The following is a 17,203-nucleotide window of genomic DNA, read 5'->3' on the forward strand; positions in this document are numbered from 1 at the left end:
AGCGTACCTGACACGGTGCAGGGAAAAGCCCGGGTGCAGCTCGCCATTCGCCGAAGCTAGCGCTTTTCTGCCAGGGCCTTCGCCGCCAGAATTGCCGAACGCCGACGAGCTTGCGGCCTGGTAAGAGCACGCCGCTCGACGACGAGGCAGCGTCGGCCGGCACTGGCGCACCACGGCTGCCGCCCCGAACATCCAGCGGGCGCCTCAGCTCGACAACATTGCACCGGCCTTGCAAGTAGTGTATCAACGCTAGGAAGTCCTTACCCCGGCCCCTGAATATCGCGAGCCGGGCGCGCCAACTCTGGGAGCCATCTCACCGTGTTTGAAGCGTTTCTGCTGCTGATCATGCTCACCCTCTCGGCCTTCTTCTCAGGTTCCGAAACCGCCCTCACCACCCTCTCCAGGGCACGCACCGAATCGCTGCTGGCCGAAGGACGGCTAGGTGCCAGGGCGCTGCATCGCATGAAGAGCAACCTGAATCGGACGCTGGTCATCATCCTGATCGGCAACAATCTCGTAAACACGGGCACCGCGACCCTGGCCACGGTGGTGGCCACCGAGCATTTCGGCCACCTCGGCCCCGGCCTTGCCGTCGGGCTCATCACCCTGTTGCTCCTGGTATTTGGCGAGATCACGCCGAAGACCTATGCCACACGCTACGCCATAGTCGTCGCCTTGCTGGCAGCAACGCCACTGGAGATTCTTGGCAAACTGCTCTTCCCGCTGGTGTGGGCAATGGAAAGACTCATCGAATGGATGCACAGCCTCAGCAGCCCGCCAAAGGATCCAAGCATCACCGAATCAGAGCTGATCGCTCTGGCCGCTCATGGCACCCGGGAAGGATCGATCGAGGCCGGCGAGCACATGATGATCCGGCGAATCTTCGATTTCAGCACCTTGCGCGCCAGCGACATCATGGTGCACCGCCACGAGGTCTTTTCGCTCGACGGCAACCGCTCTATTCGCGACGCCCTGGACGAGATCATCGCCAGCTCGCACTACCGGATCCCCCTTCACTCGGGCAATCCGGACGAGATCAATCAGGTCATCACTCTGCAGATCGTCCTTGGCGAAGTGGCCCAAGGCAATCTCGACAAGCCGCTCAGGGAAGCTGGCAGAGAGCCGCTGTTCGTACCGCCGAATCAGCCGGTAGACAGCCTGCTGAGGATATTGAAAGCCGACAAGGAGCGGCTGATGGTGGTGGTCAACGAGTTTGGCGGCCTTCTCGGCATCTTCACGCTGGAGGACATCCTCGAAGAGCTGGTCGGTGAGATTCATGATGACACGGAAGCTTCGCAAGCGGATCAGACGCTCCTCGGAAAGGCGAACGGCAGCGAGCTGCTGGTCGATGGCATGACGGAACTGCGCGTCCTGGAAGGCCACTTTGGCCAGGAACTCACAGGCAAGCCGTATGACTCGGTAAATCTCTGGGTGATCACCCACCTCGAACGTATTCCCGAAGCGGGTGAGCACCTCGCCCTCGAGGGTCTTGAAGTAAGAATCGAACGCGCATCGCGGCGCCGTATTCATGAGGTGCGAATCCGCCGTCAGCAGAATATCGCTGCCGGGCCCCAAGCCGAAAAACCAGCAGCGCAGAAAGAGGGGCCAAACGAGAAGGGCTGATCCAGGAACAACACCTCCGAGTTGCCATCGCGAGGCCGGCGGATCCTGGCTTGCGAAATTGATGCTTGGCGTCGCACGGCAAGCATGTATATAATGCGCGGCTAAGCTGTACCATACCCACCTGAACCTTGGATGAGTCTATGCCTGCCATTCGTGTAAAAGAAAATGAGCCTTTCGAAGTTGCCATCCGGCGCTTCAAGCGCACCGTAGAAAAAACGGGCCTGCTGACCGAACTGAGAGCGCGCGAGTTCTACGAGAAACCCACCGCCGAGCGCAAGCGCAAGCTGGCCGCCGCGGTCAAGCGTCATCACAAGCGCATGCGCAGCCAGACCCTGCCTCCCAAGCTTTTTTAGAGATCGTCAGCGTCGTTTGAACGGCCGCCTGTCTGAAGATGGGCGGCTTTTTGCGCTTCTGAAGCACCCGCACTCTGTGCGCGCGGAGCTGCCTTCGTGCAGCAATCATGTAGATCGGGAGGTGCCTGGCGATGACCCTCAAAGCACGCATCAACGAAGACGTAAAGGCAGCGATGCGCGCGCGCGACGCGAAAACGCTCGGCGCCTTGCGTCTCCTGCTGGCGGCAATCAAGCAGAAAGAAGTCGACGAGCGCATTGCACTCGACGACGACGCGATCGTCGCTGTCATCGGCAAGATGCTCAAGCAACGCCGGGATTCGATCACCCAGTACGCAGCAGCCGGGCGCAAGGACCTCGCCGACGCGGAGCAATTCGAGTCCGAACTCCTCAGCGCCTACCTGCCTGCGAGCCTGTCGACGGAAGAACTTGTCGAAGTCGTTTCACATGCCATTGCAGAAACGGGTGCTGCCAGCCCTGCTGACATGGGCAAGGTGATGGCGCAGCTGCGACCCGGACTAGCGGGGCGCGCCGACATGAGCGAGGTTTCGCGGCTCGTGAAAATGCGCCTTGTTGCTGGCGCCTGAACATCACCACCAGGGCTGCCAGCCACCCGCCCGAGGGAGGCCCGGATGATCCCGGACGCATTCATTCAGGATCTGCTGTATCGCGTTGACCTGATCGACCTGATCGACAGCTACGTCCCGCTGAAGAAAACCGGCGCCAATTTCGCGGCCTGCTGCCCGTTCCACAGCGAAAAGTCGCCCTCTTTCACCGTCAGTCCAAGCAAGCAGTTCTATCACTGTTTCGGCTGCGGCGCGCACGGCAACGCCATCGGCTTCATCATGGCCTACTCCGGGGCCGGCTTCATTGATGCGCTCAAGGAACTCGCGGCGCGCTGCGGTTTGCAGCTTCCTGACGATCAAGGGCACGCACCGCAGCACGGTCCACAACGCCAGCAGCTCGCAGAAAGCATGGGCAAGGCCGCGAAGTTCTACTACGAACAACTCAAACGCTCGGAAAACGCAATCCGCTACCTCAAGGAGCGCGGCGTCAGCGGCGAGATCGCCCGCCGCTTCGGCGTTGGCTACGCACCTGCGGGAGGGCAAGGCCTGGCTGCTGCTTTCGCAGACTATGGCCATCCGGAGCTGCAGCAGGCGGGCCTGGTCATCAAGAACGAGCAAGGCCGCCTCTACGATCGTTTTCGTGACCGGGTAATGTTTCCGATTGTCAGCCAGAAGGGCGAGGTGATCGCTTTTGGTGGCCGCGTCCTTGGCGCGGGCGAGCCGAAGTATCTGAACTCGCCCGAAACCCCCCTCTTCGAGAAAGGCCGCGAGCTGTTCGGCTTGCCGCAGGCGCGCACGGCAATACGTGACCGGGAAACGGTAATCGTCGTCGAGGGCTACATGGACGTCATTGCGCTGGCACAACACGGGGTCGACAACGCGATAGCGACGCTCGGCACGGCAACTACCCCGATGCATGTGCAAAAGCTTCTCCGTCAAGCCGACCGCGTCGTGTTTTGCTTTGATGGTGATGCAGCTGGTCGCAAGGCCGCGTGGCGAGCACTGGAGAACAGCCTCGAAGTTCTTCCCGAGCAGAAAAGCATCGGCTTTGTCCTCCTGCCGGAAGGCGAGGACCCCGACAGCCTGGTACGCCAACGCGGCGGCGAAGCCTTCCAGCGGATGATCATCGAAGCGACACCGCTCTCTGATTTCCTGTTGCGCGAACTGAGCCGGCACTGCGATCTGAGCAGTGCCGAAGGGCGGGCCAGACTCGTCGCCGACGCCAAGCCCTTGCTTGGCCGGATGCTGTCGCCATTATTGCGGCTACAACTGGTCAAGCGACTGGCTCAGGTCAGCGGCTTCTCGCAGGCAGAAGTCGAACGCCTGTGCTCGCTGCGTGCAATCGTCAAGCCAGCGCCGGCACCGGCGCCCCGACAGGCACCCTCGCTGCTGCGGCCCTTGCTGCGCCTCCTGCTCCAGAATCCCGCCCTGGCCTCCCGCTTGCCACTCGAACTGCTCCCCGAGCATGCGCCGGAAGCGCGCGCGATTCGCCTGCTCTGCGCAACAATTGCCGGCGCCGGTGCGGAGCCACTGGCCTATCCCGCCTTGCTCGAAAAGCTGCGCGGCAGCGCGGACGAGACGATGCTGCACGCCGCGGCAGCTGAACTAATGCAACAGCCTTTTGCCGAAGACGAGATCGACAGCGAATTTGACGGTACGCTTGCACAGCTGCTGGAGAGTGAGCACAAACGGGCCTTCACTCGACTACAGGACAAGATCCAGAAACTTGGTGTCGTCGGTCTATCGAACGAAGAAAAACAGGAGTACCTGCAAGCACTCAGCGCGCGCAGCAAAGGCGGCCATGCAGTGTAAGCTATGGTAGAATTTAGAGTTTTTCCAGCATAACGCTATCCGGGAATTGGTCATGGCAAGGGAAAAGGTGGCAACTACGACGACGAAGGCGGCAAAAGCCAAGGCAGCGGCGGATCTATTGGCGGTTGGCAACCAACCGCCCCCGATCGACGACGAAACGCGCAAGACTCGCCTGAAGACGCTGATCAAGCTCGGCAAGGAGCGCGGTTTCCTGACCTACGCTGAGATCAACGACCATCTACCCGATGATGTCGTCGATGCCGAGCAGATTGAGAGCATCATCAGTACCTTCAACGATATGGGGATCCAGGTCTACGACGAGGCCCCCGACGCTGAAACTCTGCTGATGTCGGACGCTGCACCGGCTTCCGGGGCAGACGATGCCGACGTTGAAGAACAGGCGGAACAAGCGCTGTCCACCGTCGACTCCGAGTTCGGCAGGACAACCGACCCGGTGCGCATGTACATGCGCGAGATGGGTTCGGTGGAACTGCTCACCCGCGAAGGCGAGATCGAGATCGCCAAGCGCATCGAAGATGGCCTCAAGCACATGGTTCAGGCAATCTCCGCCTGCCCGACAACGATCGCCGAAATCCTCAATTGCGCCGACAAGATCGGCCGCGAAGAAATGCGCATCGAGGAGTTGATCGACGGGCTGATTTACCCCGAAGAAGAAAGCTCTCCGGAAGATTCCGCTGAGAATTCCGACGAAAGCGACAACGCCGACGACGACGACGATAGTGATGACGACGAAGAGGACGACACCAGCGAATCCACCGAGGGCGCGGCGGCAGCAGCCTCGTTGCTCAAACTCAGGACGGAAGGACTCGCTCGCCTTGAGCTGATTCGGGAGCACGACAGCAAGGCGCGCGCTCTGCTCTCCCGCAAGGGCTCGCAGGACAAAGCCTATCTGACGCTCCAGGAACAGATCTCGGACGAGATGATGGGTATTCGCTTCACCTCGAAAACCATTGAGCGCCTCTGCGACACGGTGCGGGCGATGGTTGACGAAGCACGGCGCTGCGAGCGCAAGATCCAGCGGATCTGTGTAGACACCGTACGCATGCCGCGCCCGCATTTCATCAAGGTCTTTCCGGGCAACGAACTCAACCTCGAATGGGTGGACAGCGAAATCGCTGCGGCGGGCAAGACCTACGCCGCGATCCTCACGCGCAATGCTCCGAACATCACCGAAGAACAGCGCAAGCTGCTCGCCTTGCAAGACCGCATCGGGATCCCGCTGAAGGAGCTGAAAGACATCAACAAGCAGATGTCCACCGGAGAAGCCAAGGCCCGTCGCGCCAAACGCGAAATGACCGAAGCCAATCTGCGTCTGGTCATCTCGATCGCCAAGAAATACACCAACCGCGGCCTGCAGTTCCTCGATCTGATCCAGGAGGGCAACATCGGCCTGATGAAAGCTGTCGACAAGTTCGAATACCGTCGCGGCTACAAGTTTTCGACCTATGCTACCTGGTGGATTCGCCAGGCGATCACCCGCTCGATTGCCGATCAGGCGCGAACGATCCGCATCCCGGTGCACATGATCGAGACGATCAACAAGATGAACCGTATCTCTCGGCAGATTCTCCAGGAGACCGGCCTCGAAGCCGATCCGGCGACGCTGGCCAAGAAGATGGAAATGCCGGAAGAGAAAATCCGCAAGATCCTCAAGATCAGCAAGGAACCGATCTCGATGGAAACGCCGATCGGCGACGACGACGACTCGCATCTGGGCGATTTTATCGAGGATCAGGCAACCCTGGCACCTACCGAGGCCGCCCTCTACTCGAGCCTGCGCTTCATTACCAAGGACGTACTGGATACCTTGACACCGCGTGAAGCCAAGGTGCTGCGCATGCGCTTCGGTATTGAAATGAATACCGACCATACCCTCGAGGAAGTCGGCAAGCAGTTCGACGTCACCCGCGAGCGAATTCGGCAGATAGAGGCCAAGGCCCTGCGCAAACTACGTCACCCGTCGCGTTCAGACAAGTTGCGCAGTTTTCTGGATAACGGCAACAGCTAGGACGCTCGGCACACACCAACACGCGACCTTATCACCGCGTTCCCACAGCACCTGCAAACACAGCACCGTGCGAGACACGAAGGAGACTTTTGTGGTCCCCTTCGTACGTTCCGGCCTGCCTACCCAAGGCGTTTACAGATCCACACCACCAGCAGATCGAAGATATGGCAGCTTCTCGCCGCGGGCCAGCGGGAACTGTCAGCGCTTCTTGTGATCACCCCCCGCGCGCGCTCTTTCGGCTCGCCTCGCCTTCCTGGCCGCCACCCCATCGGTCCCTGAACCGGCAGCAGGCTGGCCATGATTGAATCCATCCTCCTTGCCGCAACGCGTATCACGACCTTCCATCAGCAGCAAGCGCTGACCAACGCCAGCGGCTTCTTCTTCAGGCGTGATGAGCAGCTTTTCCTGGTCACCAGTCGGCACGTGCTGTACGACGAACCTAGCCAGCACGTCCCGGATCGCATCGAGATCGAATTGCATACCAACCCGGACAATCTCGCCGAGTCGACCGCATTCTCGATTCCCCTGTACGCTTACGGTCAGCGAGTCTGGCGGCAAGGCCTCGATACGGCGGGCGCGATCGACGTCGCGGTGGTCGCGATCGATGGCGCCGCGCTGCCAAAAACGGGGGTATACCGCGCCTTTACCCCATGCCACCTGCCGGTGCGCTTTGATCAGGTGGAAGTAGGCAGCTCATTGCTGGTGGTCGGCTTCCCGCTAGGCTTCCAGGACAGCCTGCACCACATGCCGGTGGTACGCCAGGCAATCGTTGCTTCTTCGTTCGGGCTTCGTTTTCAGGGGGAAGGCTACTTCCTTACCGACGCCCGCACGCACCGCGGGACCAGCGGAGCGCCGGTGGTCATGCGCGTCGCGGCAGAGGATTTCGCGTCCAGCGACTTGCCATGGATGCTTCTCGGCGTCCACTCCGCCCGCCTCGATGTCGGTTTCCGCGACCCGAACCAGGACGAGGCACTTGGGCTCAACTGCGCCTGGTACGCTGACATTCTGCTGACCTTGACCGAGCGCTGAACGAACGCGCTCCACCACCGCGACACCGCAGCGCCGACCCGGGGCTGGTCGTCGCCGACGGTGGCCATGGGGGCCTAAGCCCCGTGGCTAGTTGGTGGGGATGGGCGCCTCGGCAAGCCTCTCCTCGATCTTGGCAAGCGGGATTGCACCCGGGATACGCTCGCCATCGGCAAAGAAGATTGTCGGCGTGCCATTGATGGCCAACTTACGGCCCATTTCGACGCTCTTCTTCACCGCCGTGGTGTCGCAATCGCCCTTGCCGCCCGGAGCCTTGCCGTCAACCATCCAATCGTTCCACGCCTTGACCTTGTCAGCCGAACACCAGATCTGATTGGACTTTTCCAGGGAATCGGGCGACAGGATCGGGTAGAGAAAGGTATAGATGGTGACGTTGTCCAGCTTGGCAAGGTCTTTTGCCAATTTCTTGCAGTAGCCGCAGTTCGGATCCTCGAAGGTCGCGAAGACGCGCTTGCCATCACCGCGCACCTGTTTGATCGCCTGCGTCAGGGGAAGATCCGAAAACTTGATCGCGGTGAGTTTCTGCATCCGCTCGCTGGTCACATTCTTCATCGTCTTGCCGTCAATCAAGGAGCCGACCAGCAAGGCCGAAACCTTCTCGTCTGTGTAAACGATCTGGCCATCCGCATACACTTCATAGAGCCCCAGATAAGGGGTTTTGGTGACGCTGGTGACCGGAGCACCGAGCTTGCCTTCGAGCGCCTTCTTGACGCTTGCCTCATCTGCCAGGGTGGGCAGGCTAAGCGCGGCAGCGACGACGACAAATGGCACGAATTTCATATACATCTGGTTTCTCCGGGTTGAGGTACGAGTGTTTCAGAAGGCGCCGATTGCGTAGCGCACAAGAGAGTTCTTTAGGACTGGCAAAGCGTTCGCCAGGTTCATTCCCAGGTTGCGCAAGGGCTTCAGCCCCGGGAAGTCATCGCGGAAGAGTTTGTGCAAGGCGTGCGTGGTCGTCTGCATGAGCAGGGTTTCCTCCCGCCGTTCACGTTGGTAGCGCAGGAGCAGACGCTCGTTGCCAATGTCCTGCCAGTCGGGCGTCCCGGCGAGCAGGCGCGCAAGCGCTTTGGCATCCTGGTAGCCGAGATTGATGCCGTGGCCGGAGAGCGGGTGGATACCATGTGCCGCATCGCCAACCAGTGCCAGCCTGGGGGCGACGATCCGCGGTACCTGCATCAGGCGCAGCGGAAACGCCGCGGCAGGAGTCAGCAATTGCAAGGCTCCCAACTGGTGGCTGCCGGCAGCTGCGACCCGGGCGCACAAATCGTCGGCCGACATCGCGAGCAGCCTTTCTGCGTGCTCCTCGGGGGTGGACCAGACGATCGAGATACGATTTCCGGCCAGCGGCAGCCAGGCAAGAACCCCGTCCGCACGAAACCACTGCCGCGCAATGCTGCCATGTGGGCGCTCGCATTCGAAATTGGCCACCACACCCATCTCGCCATACGCGGTGTTGAGTGCCGGCAGGGCAAGCGCTTCGCGTACCCATGAATCCCGTCCATCGGCGCCAACCAGCAACTTGGCCGAAAGTGTGTCGCCATTGGCAAGGGTCAGCGCGGCGGCCTCGGAAGCCATTGCCAACGAGTGCGGTGCGGCCGGGGAAAAAAGGCTGAGATTGCCCTGCCGCTTGGCGCTCTCCCAGAGTTCGCAGGCCATCAGCGACGACTCCAGAATCCAGCCAAGCTCGGGGATGCCCGTCTCATAGGCCGAAAAGTCAAGCTCGGCGCCACCGTCACCGAAAATCTGCATGGCGTAAAGCGGGGCAATGCGCTCGGCGGCCATGTGCTTCCATGCGCCGATCTCCCGCAAGAAGGCGGCATTGGCCGGCGAAACCGCATAAACGCGCGCATCCCAGCCCGCTGGCCGCTGCGGGGGACGCTGCTCGACCAGACCAAGCCTGAGCCGGGTGTCACGCAGCGCACAAGCCAGCGAGAGACCCGCCAGGCCTCCACCCACTATAAGAACGTCAAACTCGCTAGCTTGCATGTAGAGGGGGCTCAGAGAAGAACTGGACAACTGTGCGCTCGTCGTACGAGCCAGATTTTACAAATGCGGCCGAGCGTGTTAAAAACTCAAAGTCATGACATCGCTCGCCAGACAAGCTGCTCACCTTTACTTCCCGGCAATTGTTCGTTCCGAGCATGATTCCCCGCTAGACGCGTTGGTCGCCACGTGCGTGCCACGACCCGAGGCCATGGACCTGGTGGCCGCTTCCTGGGCCGACCGTTATTCGAATTGCCTGCTGGCCTTTGTCGACGGCGGTCGCCCGGTTGTCGTATTGCGTACTCCCGCAGGACGTTGGGCGGCGTGTAATGCCTTTCTTGGCAGCCTGTATGCAACGGCGCATGAGGCTGATCAGCACCTGGAAAAACTCCGTAAGCCCCGCCGCGAGGCCTACGTGGTCAGCCTTCAAAGGGGCCACATTCACACCGCCACGCCGGGCAATCTGCTTGCAGAACTGGCCGCTGGCGACGCTGATGAAGAAATATCAGTGCGACGCAAAACCCAGAAACGCCGGTCTGCAACCACCGACCGCAAAAAAACACCGTCTGCGGTCGGAGAGCTGGCGCCGGCGAGCGACGCCCGAATGCCTCTCGTCTAGCCCTTGAGGCACTCGCTCATGAAGGCCTTGCGCTCGTCACCCTTGAGCGCCTTGCTGCCAGCCTTGGCGTTGCATTCCGTCATCTTGTCCTGCTGACTCGTCTTGGCAGGCGCTACTACAGCGTCCGGGCTTGCTGCCGGAGTCGCCGCGGCCGGCGCTTTCTTGAGGCAATTACTCATGAATTGCTTGCGCTCGTCGCCGGTCAGAGCCTTTGTTTTGGCCTCGGCGTTACAGAAGGTCATTTTCTCCTGTTGTGCCTTCTGGGCTGCAGAGGGTTCCTTCTTTTCTTCGGCAGCAAAAACACCACTGGAGGCGAAGACAAGAGCGACAACGGCGATCAAAGCTTTCATCGGAAATTCTCCTAGGTTGAGGAAACGCTGTGATTAGGCCACTGCTAAAGATCATCGTCAAGCAGCGCCTGCTGCTGACGATCAATAAAGTCGCCCATGCTGTCGATCCCGCGTAGCTGCAGGATGCTGTTGCGGACCGCAGCCTCGAGCAGAACCGCAATGTTCCGCCCGGCGGCGACCGGGATGACGACCTTGCGTATCGACACACCGAGGATATCCTGCGACTGGGCGTCGAGAGGCAGGCGCGGGCCATCGCTGCTGCTCAGCGGCCTCTGCAGATGGGCAATCAATTTGAGTTTCATTTTCCGGCGCGATGCCGTCTCGCCGAAAATGGTGCGGATGTTGAGCAAGCCAAGTCCACGCACTTCCAGGTAGTCACGCAACATACTCGGGCAACGTCCTTCGATCGTTGTCGGAGCGATACATGCCAGCTCGACGACATCGTCGGCGACCAGACCATGACCGCGCGAAATCAGCTCCAGGGCCAATTCGCTCTTGCCCGCACCGGAGTCGCCGGTAATCAGAACACCCATTCCAAACACATCCATCAGCACGCCATGCACCGACGTCGAACCGGCCAGGCGGCGCGAAAGATAGATGCGCAGCAAGTCGATGACCGCCGAACAGGGCTTCGGGCTGACAAACAGCGGCGTTTGCGTGGACTCGCAAGCGTCGCGAATCTCCGCCAGGATGTCCAGATTGTCGGCGATGATCAGCGCCGGTGGCCTCGCCGCCATCAGTTCCCGCACCTGTTGGCGCAGGCGGTCCACGGTGACGCGTTGCGCCCAGGCATGCTCGGCACGGCCGATAACCTGTAGCCGTTCCGGGTGAATCAGGTTGAGATGACCGACGACATCGGCACCATAATTGCTCTGCTCTTTGAGCTCGATCTGGCGGTCAACGCCGACTGCCACGACCCAGGACAGCTTCAGCTTCTCGCGGTGATCTTCATACAGCTGGATTACGCTGAACTGGCGCGGGGCACTCATGTTCCGTCGGCAAAGATCTGGCGAACACTATTTGAGTCGATGGCACTGGCAAGAGCTTCGCGGCACGTGCGGTCGGAAAAATGCTGTGCCAGTTCGGAGAGGATTTGTAGATGCTGCTCGGTGGCCACTTCGGGAACCAGCAGGACGAACAACAGCGAAACCGGCTTGCCATCCGGGGAATCGAACGGCACCGGCGCAGCCAGGCGCAGGAAAGCACCCGTGGCATCTTTCAGGCCTTTGATGCGGCCGTGCGGAATGGCCACGCCCTGGCCAAGCCCGGTCGAACCAAGCTTCTCGCGCGCGAACAGGCTGTCGAACACGGCGCTGCGCGCGATGCCGAGGTAGTTTTCAAAAAGGAGGCCGACGTGTTCAAAGACGCGCTTCTTGCTGCTTGCGTCAAGATCAAGAATGATATTTTCGAGGGGAAGTAACTGGGTAATCTGGCTCATGCGACAAAAACCCGAAAAAGGCTGACGTGGATTAATTCAAACTGGGAAGCGCACGGACTAGCCGGCGATTGCTGCCGAGCCTGCCGTGCGCAGACGAAGCATCGATCACTCGACGACGATGTGGTCGATGATTTTGCTCCCGCGGTGATGATCCTGCAACTTCTGCTTGTACTTCTGGACCTGGCGCTCAAGCTTGTCGGCCAGGGCATCCACGGCGGCATAAAGGTCCTCATCGACCGTTTCCACGTAGACGTCTTTGCCAGCCAAGTGAACGGTCACTTCTGCTTTCTGCTTCAGCTTTTCCACCGACAGAATCACGTTCACGTCTATCACGTTATCGAAATGACGGGTGATTCGCTCGAGTTTAGCGGTGACGTAATCGCGCAGTGCTGGAGTAATCTCGAGGTGGTGTCCACTGACTTGCAGGTTCATGATGTGGCTCCTTCTTCTAAATGGACTTGCGTAGGTTGACCGACGGAATATTGAGCGCCTCACGGTATTTCGCAATTGTTCGCCGTGCAACGACAATGCCCTGCTGGCCAAGAACTTCGGATATCTGGCTATCCGAAAGAGGCTTCTTCGGTTCTTCGGTGCTGATCAGCTGCTTGATCAACGCACGAATGGCCGTTGCTGAACATGCCCCGCCAGCGTCCGTGCCGACGTGACTGCCAAAAAAATACTTCAATTCAAAAATCCCGCGCGGCGTTGCCATGTACTTCTGCGTGGTTACCCGCGAGATGGTCGACTCGTGCAGCCCCAGGACATCGGCAATTTCACGCAAGACCAGTGGCCGCATCGCAACTTCACCGTGGTCAAGAAACTGACGCTGACGTTCGACGATAGCCTGCGCCACACGCAGGATCGTGTCAAACCGTTGTTGCACATTGCGGATCAACCAACGCGCTTCCTGGAGCTGGCCGGCAAGCCCGGAGCCCCGTTGTCGGGAAAGGATCTGGGCGTAGAGACTATTGATTCGCAGACGTGGAAAGGCATCGGCGTTGACAGTGACCGACCACTGTCCCCGCACTTTGCGTACCACCACGTCGGGTGAGATGTAGCGGGTATCCGCCAAACCGTACTGGGCGCCTGGCCGTGGATTCAGGCCGCAGATCAACAGATGTGCCGCGCGTAGCGCGTCGTCGTCACAACCCGTCTGCTTCTTGAGCTTGGCAAAGTCATGACTGGCCAACAGTTCGAGACAGTGCCCGACGATCTCGATCGCCAGCGTACGCGTCTGATCAGCAGGCAAGGCTTCGAGTTGTAAGGCCAGGCACTCCTGTGCGCTACGTGCGCCGACGCCGGTCGGGTCGAAATGCTGCAGGTGCTTTAGCGCGATCTGCAGCTCTTCAGGTTCGAGCTCCAGCTCCACCGGCATGGTTTCCGCAAGCTCCGCCAGCGACTGGGTGAGATAGCCGTCATCATCGAGCGCATCGACCAGGCAGCGTACCAGCACGCGGTCGCGGTCGGGCAGCGTCATCAGCCCGAGTTGCCACAGCAGGTGTTCGCGCAGTGAAACCGTCGCTGCCTGGACATCCTGATAGTCGCTGTCTTCGTCGTCGACGGAAGCTGTTGAACTGTGCTGGCCGCTTTCGTCACCGGGCCAGGCGTCGTCGTCGGAGAACGATTGTTCACTGTGCTCGGAGAGTTCGGGACGTTCTGCGTGCTCGTCCGCCGCCACCGGGTCGGCGGCCGCTTCCTCGCTACCACTCGTTGGCGCCTCCGTCCGCGCGTACTCCTCCTCACGCTCAAGCAACGGGTTCTCCAGCAAGTACTTTTCGAGCTCTTGTTCGAGCTCGATCGTCGACAGTTGCAGCAGCCGTATCGATTGCTGGAGCTGTGGGGTCAGGGCAAGGTGCTGGGTAAGCTTGAGCTGGAGGGACGGTTTCATTTACAGAACCGGGGAAGTCGCCGCATTGTGGTCGGGAAACTGCCCATAGGGTTCTCGAATTGTGGCTGAAAAACCGGCGGGCTCAGAGGCGGAAATTCTCACCCAGATACACTTTCCGGACGTTTTCATTATAAATGATTTCCTCAGGCCGGCCAGCGGCCAGAACGCTCCCTTCGTTGATGATATAGGCGTGGTCACAGATGCCAAGGGTTTCGCGCACGTTGTGATCGGTGATCAGCACGCCGATGCCGCGCTCTTTGAGAAAACGGATGATCTTCTGGATATCGAGCACGGCGATCGGGTCCACGCCAGCGAATGGCTCATCGAGCAGAATGAAGCGCGGCCCGGTGGCCAGGGCACGCGCGATCTCGACGCGCCGACGCTCGCCACCGGAGAGTGAGGTCGCCGGGCTGAGACGAAGGTGGCCGATATGCAGTTCGTCGAGCAGATCCAAGGTACGCGCCTCGACTTCGTCGGCCGACAGCTTCTGCAGTTCGAGGACCGCCTTGATGTTTTCGCTGACCGTCAGCTTGCGAAAAACAGAGGCTTCCTGCGGCAGGTAGGAGACGCCCAGCTGGGCACGCTTGTGCATCGGCAAGTGCGTGAGCGCCTGCCCGTCGAGATGAACGTCACCGCCATCACAGGCGACCAGGCCGACAACCATGTAGAAGCAGGTCGTCTTGCCGGCGCCATTCGGGCCGAGCAGACCAACGACTTCCCCGCTGAGCACTTCGAATGAGACATCGTGTACCACGGTACGCGACTTGTAGCGCTTCTTGAGCTTCTGTGTGGAAAGTGTGCTCTGCGTATCTGACATTTCTCAATCGTCTTCAAGATCGCCGCGTAGGACGCGTCGGATGGTTTCAGCGGAAAACCCGCGGGCCGCCAGAAAGCGCATCTGACGGCTGCGCGCCACAATATCGTCGGCGGCCAGCGCTGGTTCACGAGCGAACTTCCGCTGCCAGACGCGCCACGCCCGCGACAGCTCGTCGTCGCCCGTCGCTAGCGCGGCGCTCAGCAGCTCGCCGGCAACGCCTTTCGATCGCAATTCATGAGCCAGCTGCGCGTCACCGACGCGCCCAGCACGGGCATTTACGCGCGCCAGGGCGTAACGCTCATCCGACAACAGGCCGCTGGCGGTCAGGTCGTCGAGCAAGGCCTGCACCTGCTCCGCCGATTCCGCGTACGGCGCCAACTTGCCGGCCAGCTCAAGCCGCGCGTAGTCGCGGCGTCCGAGCATGCGCAGAGCCCGCTCGCGCAAAGCTTCGCCCATCTCCGGAGCACTAGGCGGCCGTCTTCGCCGGCGGTGAAGGAACGTTAACGGCGGCGCGAATTTTTGCTTCGATCTCCGCGGCGATCTGCGGCTTGCTCTTCAGATACTCACGCGCATTATCCTTGCCCTGGCCTATCTTTTCGCCATTGTAGGCATACCAGGAACCCGACTTCTCGACCAGTTTGTGCAGCACACCGAGTTCGATGATCTCGCCTTCGCGCGAGGTTCCTTCGCCGTAGAGGATATCGAAGATGGCTTCGCGGAAGGGCGGCGCAACCTTGTTCTTGACGACCTTGACGCGGGTCTCGTTTCCGACGACTTCGTCGCCCTTCTTGATGCTGCCGATACGGCGAATGTCGAGACGTACCGACGCGTAAAACTTGAGTGCATTGCCACCCGTGGTGGTTTCCGGACTGCCGAACATGACCCCGATTTTCATGCGAATCTGGTTGATGAAGATCACCAGAGTATTGGTGCGGTTGATGTTCGCCGTCAGCTTGCGTAGCGCCTGACTCATCAGGCGCGCTTGCAGGCCGGGCAAGGAATCACCCATCTCGCCTTCGATTTCGGCCTTCGGCACCAGCGCGGCGACCGAATCGATGACCACCACATCGACACTGGCAGAACGCACCAGCATATCGGCGATTTCCAGCGCCTGTTCGCCGGTATCGGGTTGCGAGATCAGCAGTTCATCGAGGTTTACACCAAGCTTCTGCGCGTAGCCCGGATCGAGCGCGTGTTCGGCGTCAATAAAGGCTGCCGTACCGCCAAGCTTCTGCATTTCGGCGATGACCTGTAGGGTCAAGGTCGTCTTGCCTGAGGATTCCGGGCCATAGACCTCAACCACGCGGCCACGCGGAAGGCCTCCGATGCCAAGTGCGATGTCCAGTCCCAGCGAGCCCGTGGAGACAACCGGTACATCGGTCACCACGCTGCCCTCGCCCATTTTCATGATCGAGCCCTTGCCAAATTGCTTTTCGATCTGGGCCAGCGCTGCTGCCAGCGCCTTTGCCTTGTTATCGTCCATTGCCAGTCCCCTTGCTTGAGTGAGCGGAATTATCCCATGTTCGAAGGCACTGAAGATGGCAAGCTCCGCGCCAACGAGGACTGTCATTATATACAGTCACCGAGGAATGATCTGCCTTTACAAACTGTGGCTGGGAGTTGCGGCTCGGCGAGGCGCTGGTTCAAGCGGTGCGAGCGAGGCGACTTTCCATGCGACCGATCAGCAATAGCAACTCGCGCACCGCTCCTGCGGCAAAACCTTGTCGTTCGCCATTGCGGTTGTCACGCAGGAGTTTGTTAAGGTAAGTCAGGCATTCTGGCGAGCCCCAGGTACGTGAAATCTGCGTGCTGATGCGTGCCACTCCGCGAAGCGTTGGCAGCTGCGGCAGCAGCTGATCGATCGATGCGCCTGGTTCTTCGCCAACAAAAGCCAGCACTTCAAAGACTTCGCCGACCGACTCCCATTCTGGTGAAGCCACGTTGAAATGGCGTCTGAGTCGCAGGCCCAGCGCTTCAAAAGCCTGACGCTGCCCATTCTGTCGATAGAGTTCGAGGAGTTTCAGCCAGGGGGTCAGCGCCACCAAGGGGTGGGCGCTGACAAAGCACTCCAGCGCCTGCTCTGCGCCTCGGGCGCGCCCGAAGCAGAGCATGATCTCGGCGAGTTCGAGGACCGCAGCGACCTCGGCGTCACCGCGCTCTGGCTGCAGCTGGGCCGGCGACCCCGGCACGCCATGGCTCGCCGGGACGGCATCGGCGAACATGCTGCTGTCGCTCTCGACAGGCGACACATCGAGCTCGTTGTTGGCCTGCAGCTCCCAACCGGAATCGTCGCTGCTGTCAAACGGGGGGACGACGGTGAGCGGAAGCTCCGGCGGCTCGAAGCACTCCTCACGGCGACGGCGAAGTAGCGAGCTGACGCCGCCAAGCAAACCGAGGAAGGCCGCCAGCTTGAGCCACCAAGCGCTGTGATCGAGCACGGTGGCGGCGCCAGCGTTGTCGACGACCAGCGCGGCGCCACCCGTCGCTACGAAGGCAATCGCCAGCAGCGAACAAATACCCCACATAGCGAGAGGAGTGTGGATTCTCGAGCGCATCGCATGCTCCGAAACGATGACAGAGAGCAGGTTTTCGTCGCTTATTCTATTCCAAGGGGCTCGCCTGTGGTGCGCCTAAGTATCACATTTCTTTATTTTATTAATGTTCTATCAAATTTCCACAGA

At 60.3% G+C, this 17,203-nt stretch carries 18 protein-coding genes; 7 read left to right on the forward strand and 11 right to left on the reverse strand.

Going from position 1 to position 17,203, the window contains the following annotated elements:
- Positions 1-318: 318 nt before the first annotated feature.
- From V5B40_RS16305 to V5B40_RS16330, 6 genes are all read left to right on the forward strand, one after another.
- Positions 319-1,623 carry a hemolysin family protein gene (locus V5B40_RS16305; protein WP_332355461.1) on the forward strand — a complete coding sequence of 435 codons (1,305 nt, stop codon included), beginning with the start codon at positions 319-321 and terminating at the stop codon, positions 1,621-1,623.
- A 140-nt stretch (positions 1,624-1,763) separates the two neighbouring features.
- Complete coding sequence (rpsU, locus tag V5B40_RS16310) at positions 1,764-1,976, forward strand: 30S ribosomal protein S21 (protein ID WP_042334924.1); 213 nt, start codon at positions 1,764-1,766, stop codon at positions 1,974-1,976.
- A gap of 131 nt (positions 1,977-2,107) precedes the next feature.
- The gene (locus V5B40_RS16315; RefSeq protein WP_332355462.1) at positions 2,108-2,560 is read left to right on the forward strand and encodes a GatB/YqeY domain-containing protein; all 453 of its coding nucleotides are present in this window, start codon (positions 2,108-2,110) and stop codon (positions 2,558-2,560) included.
- A gap of 45 nt (positions 2,561-2,605) precedes the next feature.
- Positions 2,606-4,351 carry a DNA primase gene (gene dnaG, locus V5B40_RS16320; protein WP_332355463.1) on the forward strand — a complete coding sequence of 582 codons (1,746 nt, stop codon included), beginning with the start codon at positions 2,606-2,608 and terminating at the stop codon, positions 4,349-4,351.
- A 52-nt stretch (positions 4,352-4,403) separates the two neighbouring features.
- The gene (gene rpoD / locus V5B40_RS16325) at positions 4,404-6,380 is read left to right on the forward strand and encodes an RNA polymerase sigma factor RpoD (protein ID WP_332355464.1); all 1,977 of its coding nucleotides are present in this window, start codon (positions 4,404-4,406) and stop codon (positions 6,378-6,380) included.
- Between the two features lie 297 nt (positions 6,381-6,677).
- Entirely contained in the window at positions 6,678-7,409 is a 732-nt protein-coding gene (locus V5B40_RS16330; protein WP_332355465.1) for a S1 family peptidase, read from the forward strand.
- An 87-nt stretch (positions 7,410-7,496) separates the two neighbouring features.
- On the opposite strand, the gene V5B40_RS16335 is transcribed toward V5B40_RS16330, so the two are convergent.
- Together V5B40_RS16335 and V5B40_RS16340 are read right to left on the reverse strand one after the other, a co-directional pair.
- Entirely contained in the window at positions 7,497-8,213 is a 717-nt protein-coding gene (locus V5B40_RS16335; RefSeq protein ID WP_332355466.1) for a DsbC family protein, read from the reverse strand.
- 30 nt (positions 8,214-8,243) lie between these two features.
- Complete coding sequence (locus tag V5B40_RS16340; protein WP_332355513.1) at positions 8,244-9,413, reverse strand: UbiH/UbiF family hydroxylase; 1,170 nt, start codon at positions 9,411-9,413, stop codon at positions 8,244-8,246.
- A gap of 208 nt (positions 9,414-9,621) precedes the next feature.
- Between V5B40_RS16340 and V5B40_RS16345 the strand changes: the two genes are divergently transcribed.
- The gene (locus V5B40_RS16345) at positions 9,622-10,029 is read left to right on the forward strand and encodes a hypothetical protein (protein ID WP_332355467.1); all 408 of its coding nucleotides are present in this window, start codon (positions 9,622-9,624) and stop codon (positions 10,027-10,029) included.
- On the opposite strand, the gene V5B40_RS16350 is transcribed toward V5B40_RS16345, so the two are convergent.
- The 9 genes from V5B40_RS16350 to V5B40_RS16390 all read right to left on the reverse strand — a co-directional run bounded on the left by V5B40_RS16350 (position 10,026) and on the right by V5B40_RS16390 (position 17,077).
- Positions 10,026-10,379, reverse strand: coding sequence for a PsiF family protein (locus V5B40_RS16350; RefSeq protein ID WP_332355468.1), 354 nt, complete (start codon positions 10,377-10,379; stop codon positions 10,026-10,028). The two genes, V5B40_RS16345 and V5B40_RS16350, sit on opposite strands and share 4 nt — an antisense overlap.
- Before the next feature lie 44 nt (positions 10,380-10,423).
- The gene (gene hprK / locus V5B40_RS16355) at positions 10,424-11,368 is read right to left on the reverse strand and encodes an HPr(Ser) kinase/phosphatase (protein WP_332355469.1); all 945 of its coding nucleotides are present in this window, start codon (positions 11,366-11,368) and stop codon (positions 10,424-10,426) included.
- Positions 11,365-11,817, reverse strand: coding sequence for a PTS IIA-like nitrogen regulatory protein PtsN (gene ptsN, locus V5B40_RS16360; protein WP_332355470.1), 453 nt, complete (start codon positions 11,815-11,817; stop codon positions 11,365-11,367). Before ptsN ends, hprK begins: the two co-directional genes overlap by 4 nt.
- Before the next feature lie 105 nt (positions 11,818-11,922).
- A complete protein-coding gene (gene hpf / locus V5B40_RS16365; protein ID WP_169066232.1) occupies positions 11,923-12,249 on the reverse strand; it encodes a ribosome hibernation-promoting factor, HPF/YfiA family in 327 nt (108 codons plus the stop codon).
- A 16-nt stretch (positions 12,250-12,265) separates the two neighbouring features.
- A complete protein-coding gene (locus V5B40_RS16370) occupies positions 12,266-13,705 on the reverse strand; it encodes an RNA polymerase factor sigma-54 (protein ID WP_332355471.1) in 1,440 nt (479 codons plus the stop codon).
- 82 nt (positions 13,706-13,787) lie between these two features.
- The gene (lptB, locus tag V5B40_RS16375; RefSeq protein ID WP_332355472.1) at positions 13,788-14,522 is read right to left on the reverse strand and encodes an LPS export ABC transporter ATP-binding protein; all 735 of its coding nucleotides are present in this window, start codon (positions 14,520-14,522) and stop codon (positions 13,788-13,790) included.
- Positions 14,523-14,525: 3 nt separating this feature from the next.
- On the reverse strand, positions 14,526-14,978 hold the full coding sequence (recX, locus tag V5B40_RS16380) for a recombination regulator RecX (protein WP_332355473.1): 453 nt from the start codon (positions 14,976-14,978) through the stop codon (positions 14,526-14,528).
- A 10-nt stretch (positions 14,979-14,988) separates the two neighbouring features.
- Positions 14,989-16,005 carry a recombinase RecA gene (gene recA / locus V5B40_RS16385; protein ID WP_332355474.1) on the reverse strand — a complete coding sequence of 339 codons (1,017 nt, stop codon included), beginning with the start codon at positions 16,003-16,005 and terminating at the stop codon, positions 14,989-14,991.
- Positions 16,006-16,165: 160 nt separating this feature from the next.
- Positions 16,166-17,077, reverse strand: coding sequence for a type IV pilus assembly protein FimV (locus V5B40_RS16390; RefSeq protein ID WP_332355475.1), 912 nt, complete (start codon positions 17,075-17,077; stop codon positions 16,166-16,168).
- Between the last annotated feature and the right edge of the window lie 126 nt (positions 17,078-17,203).

This window comes from Candidatus Accumulibacter meliphilus (genome assembly GCF_036625345.1).
GTDB lineage: Bacteria > Pseudomonadota > Gammaproteobacteria > Burkholderiales > Rhodocyclaceae > Accumulibacter > Accumulibacter meliphilus.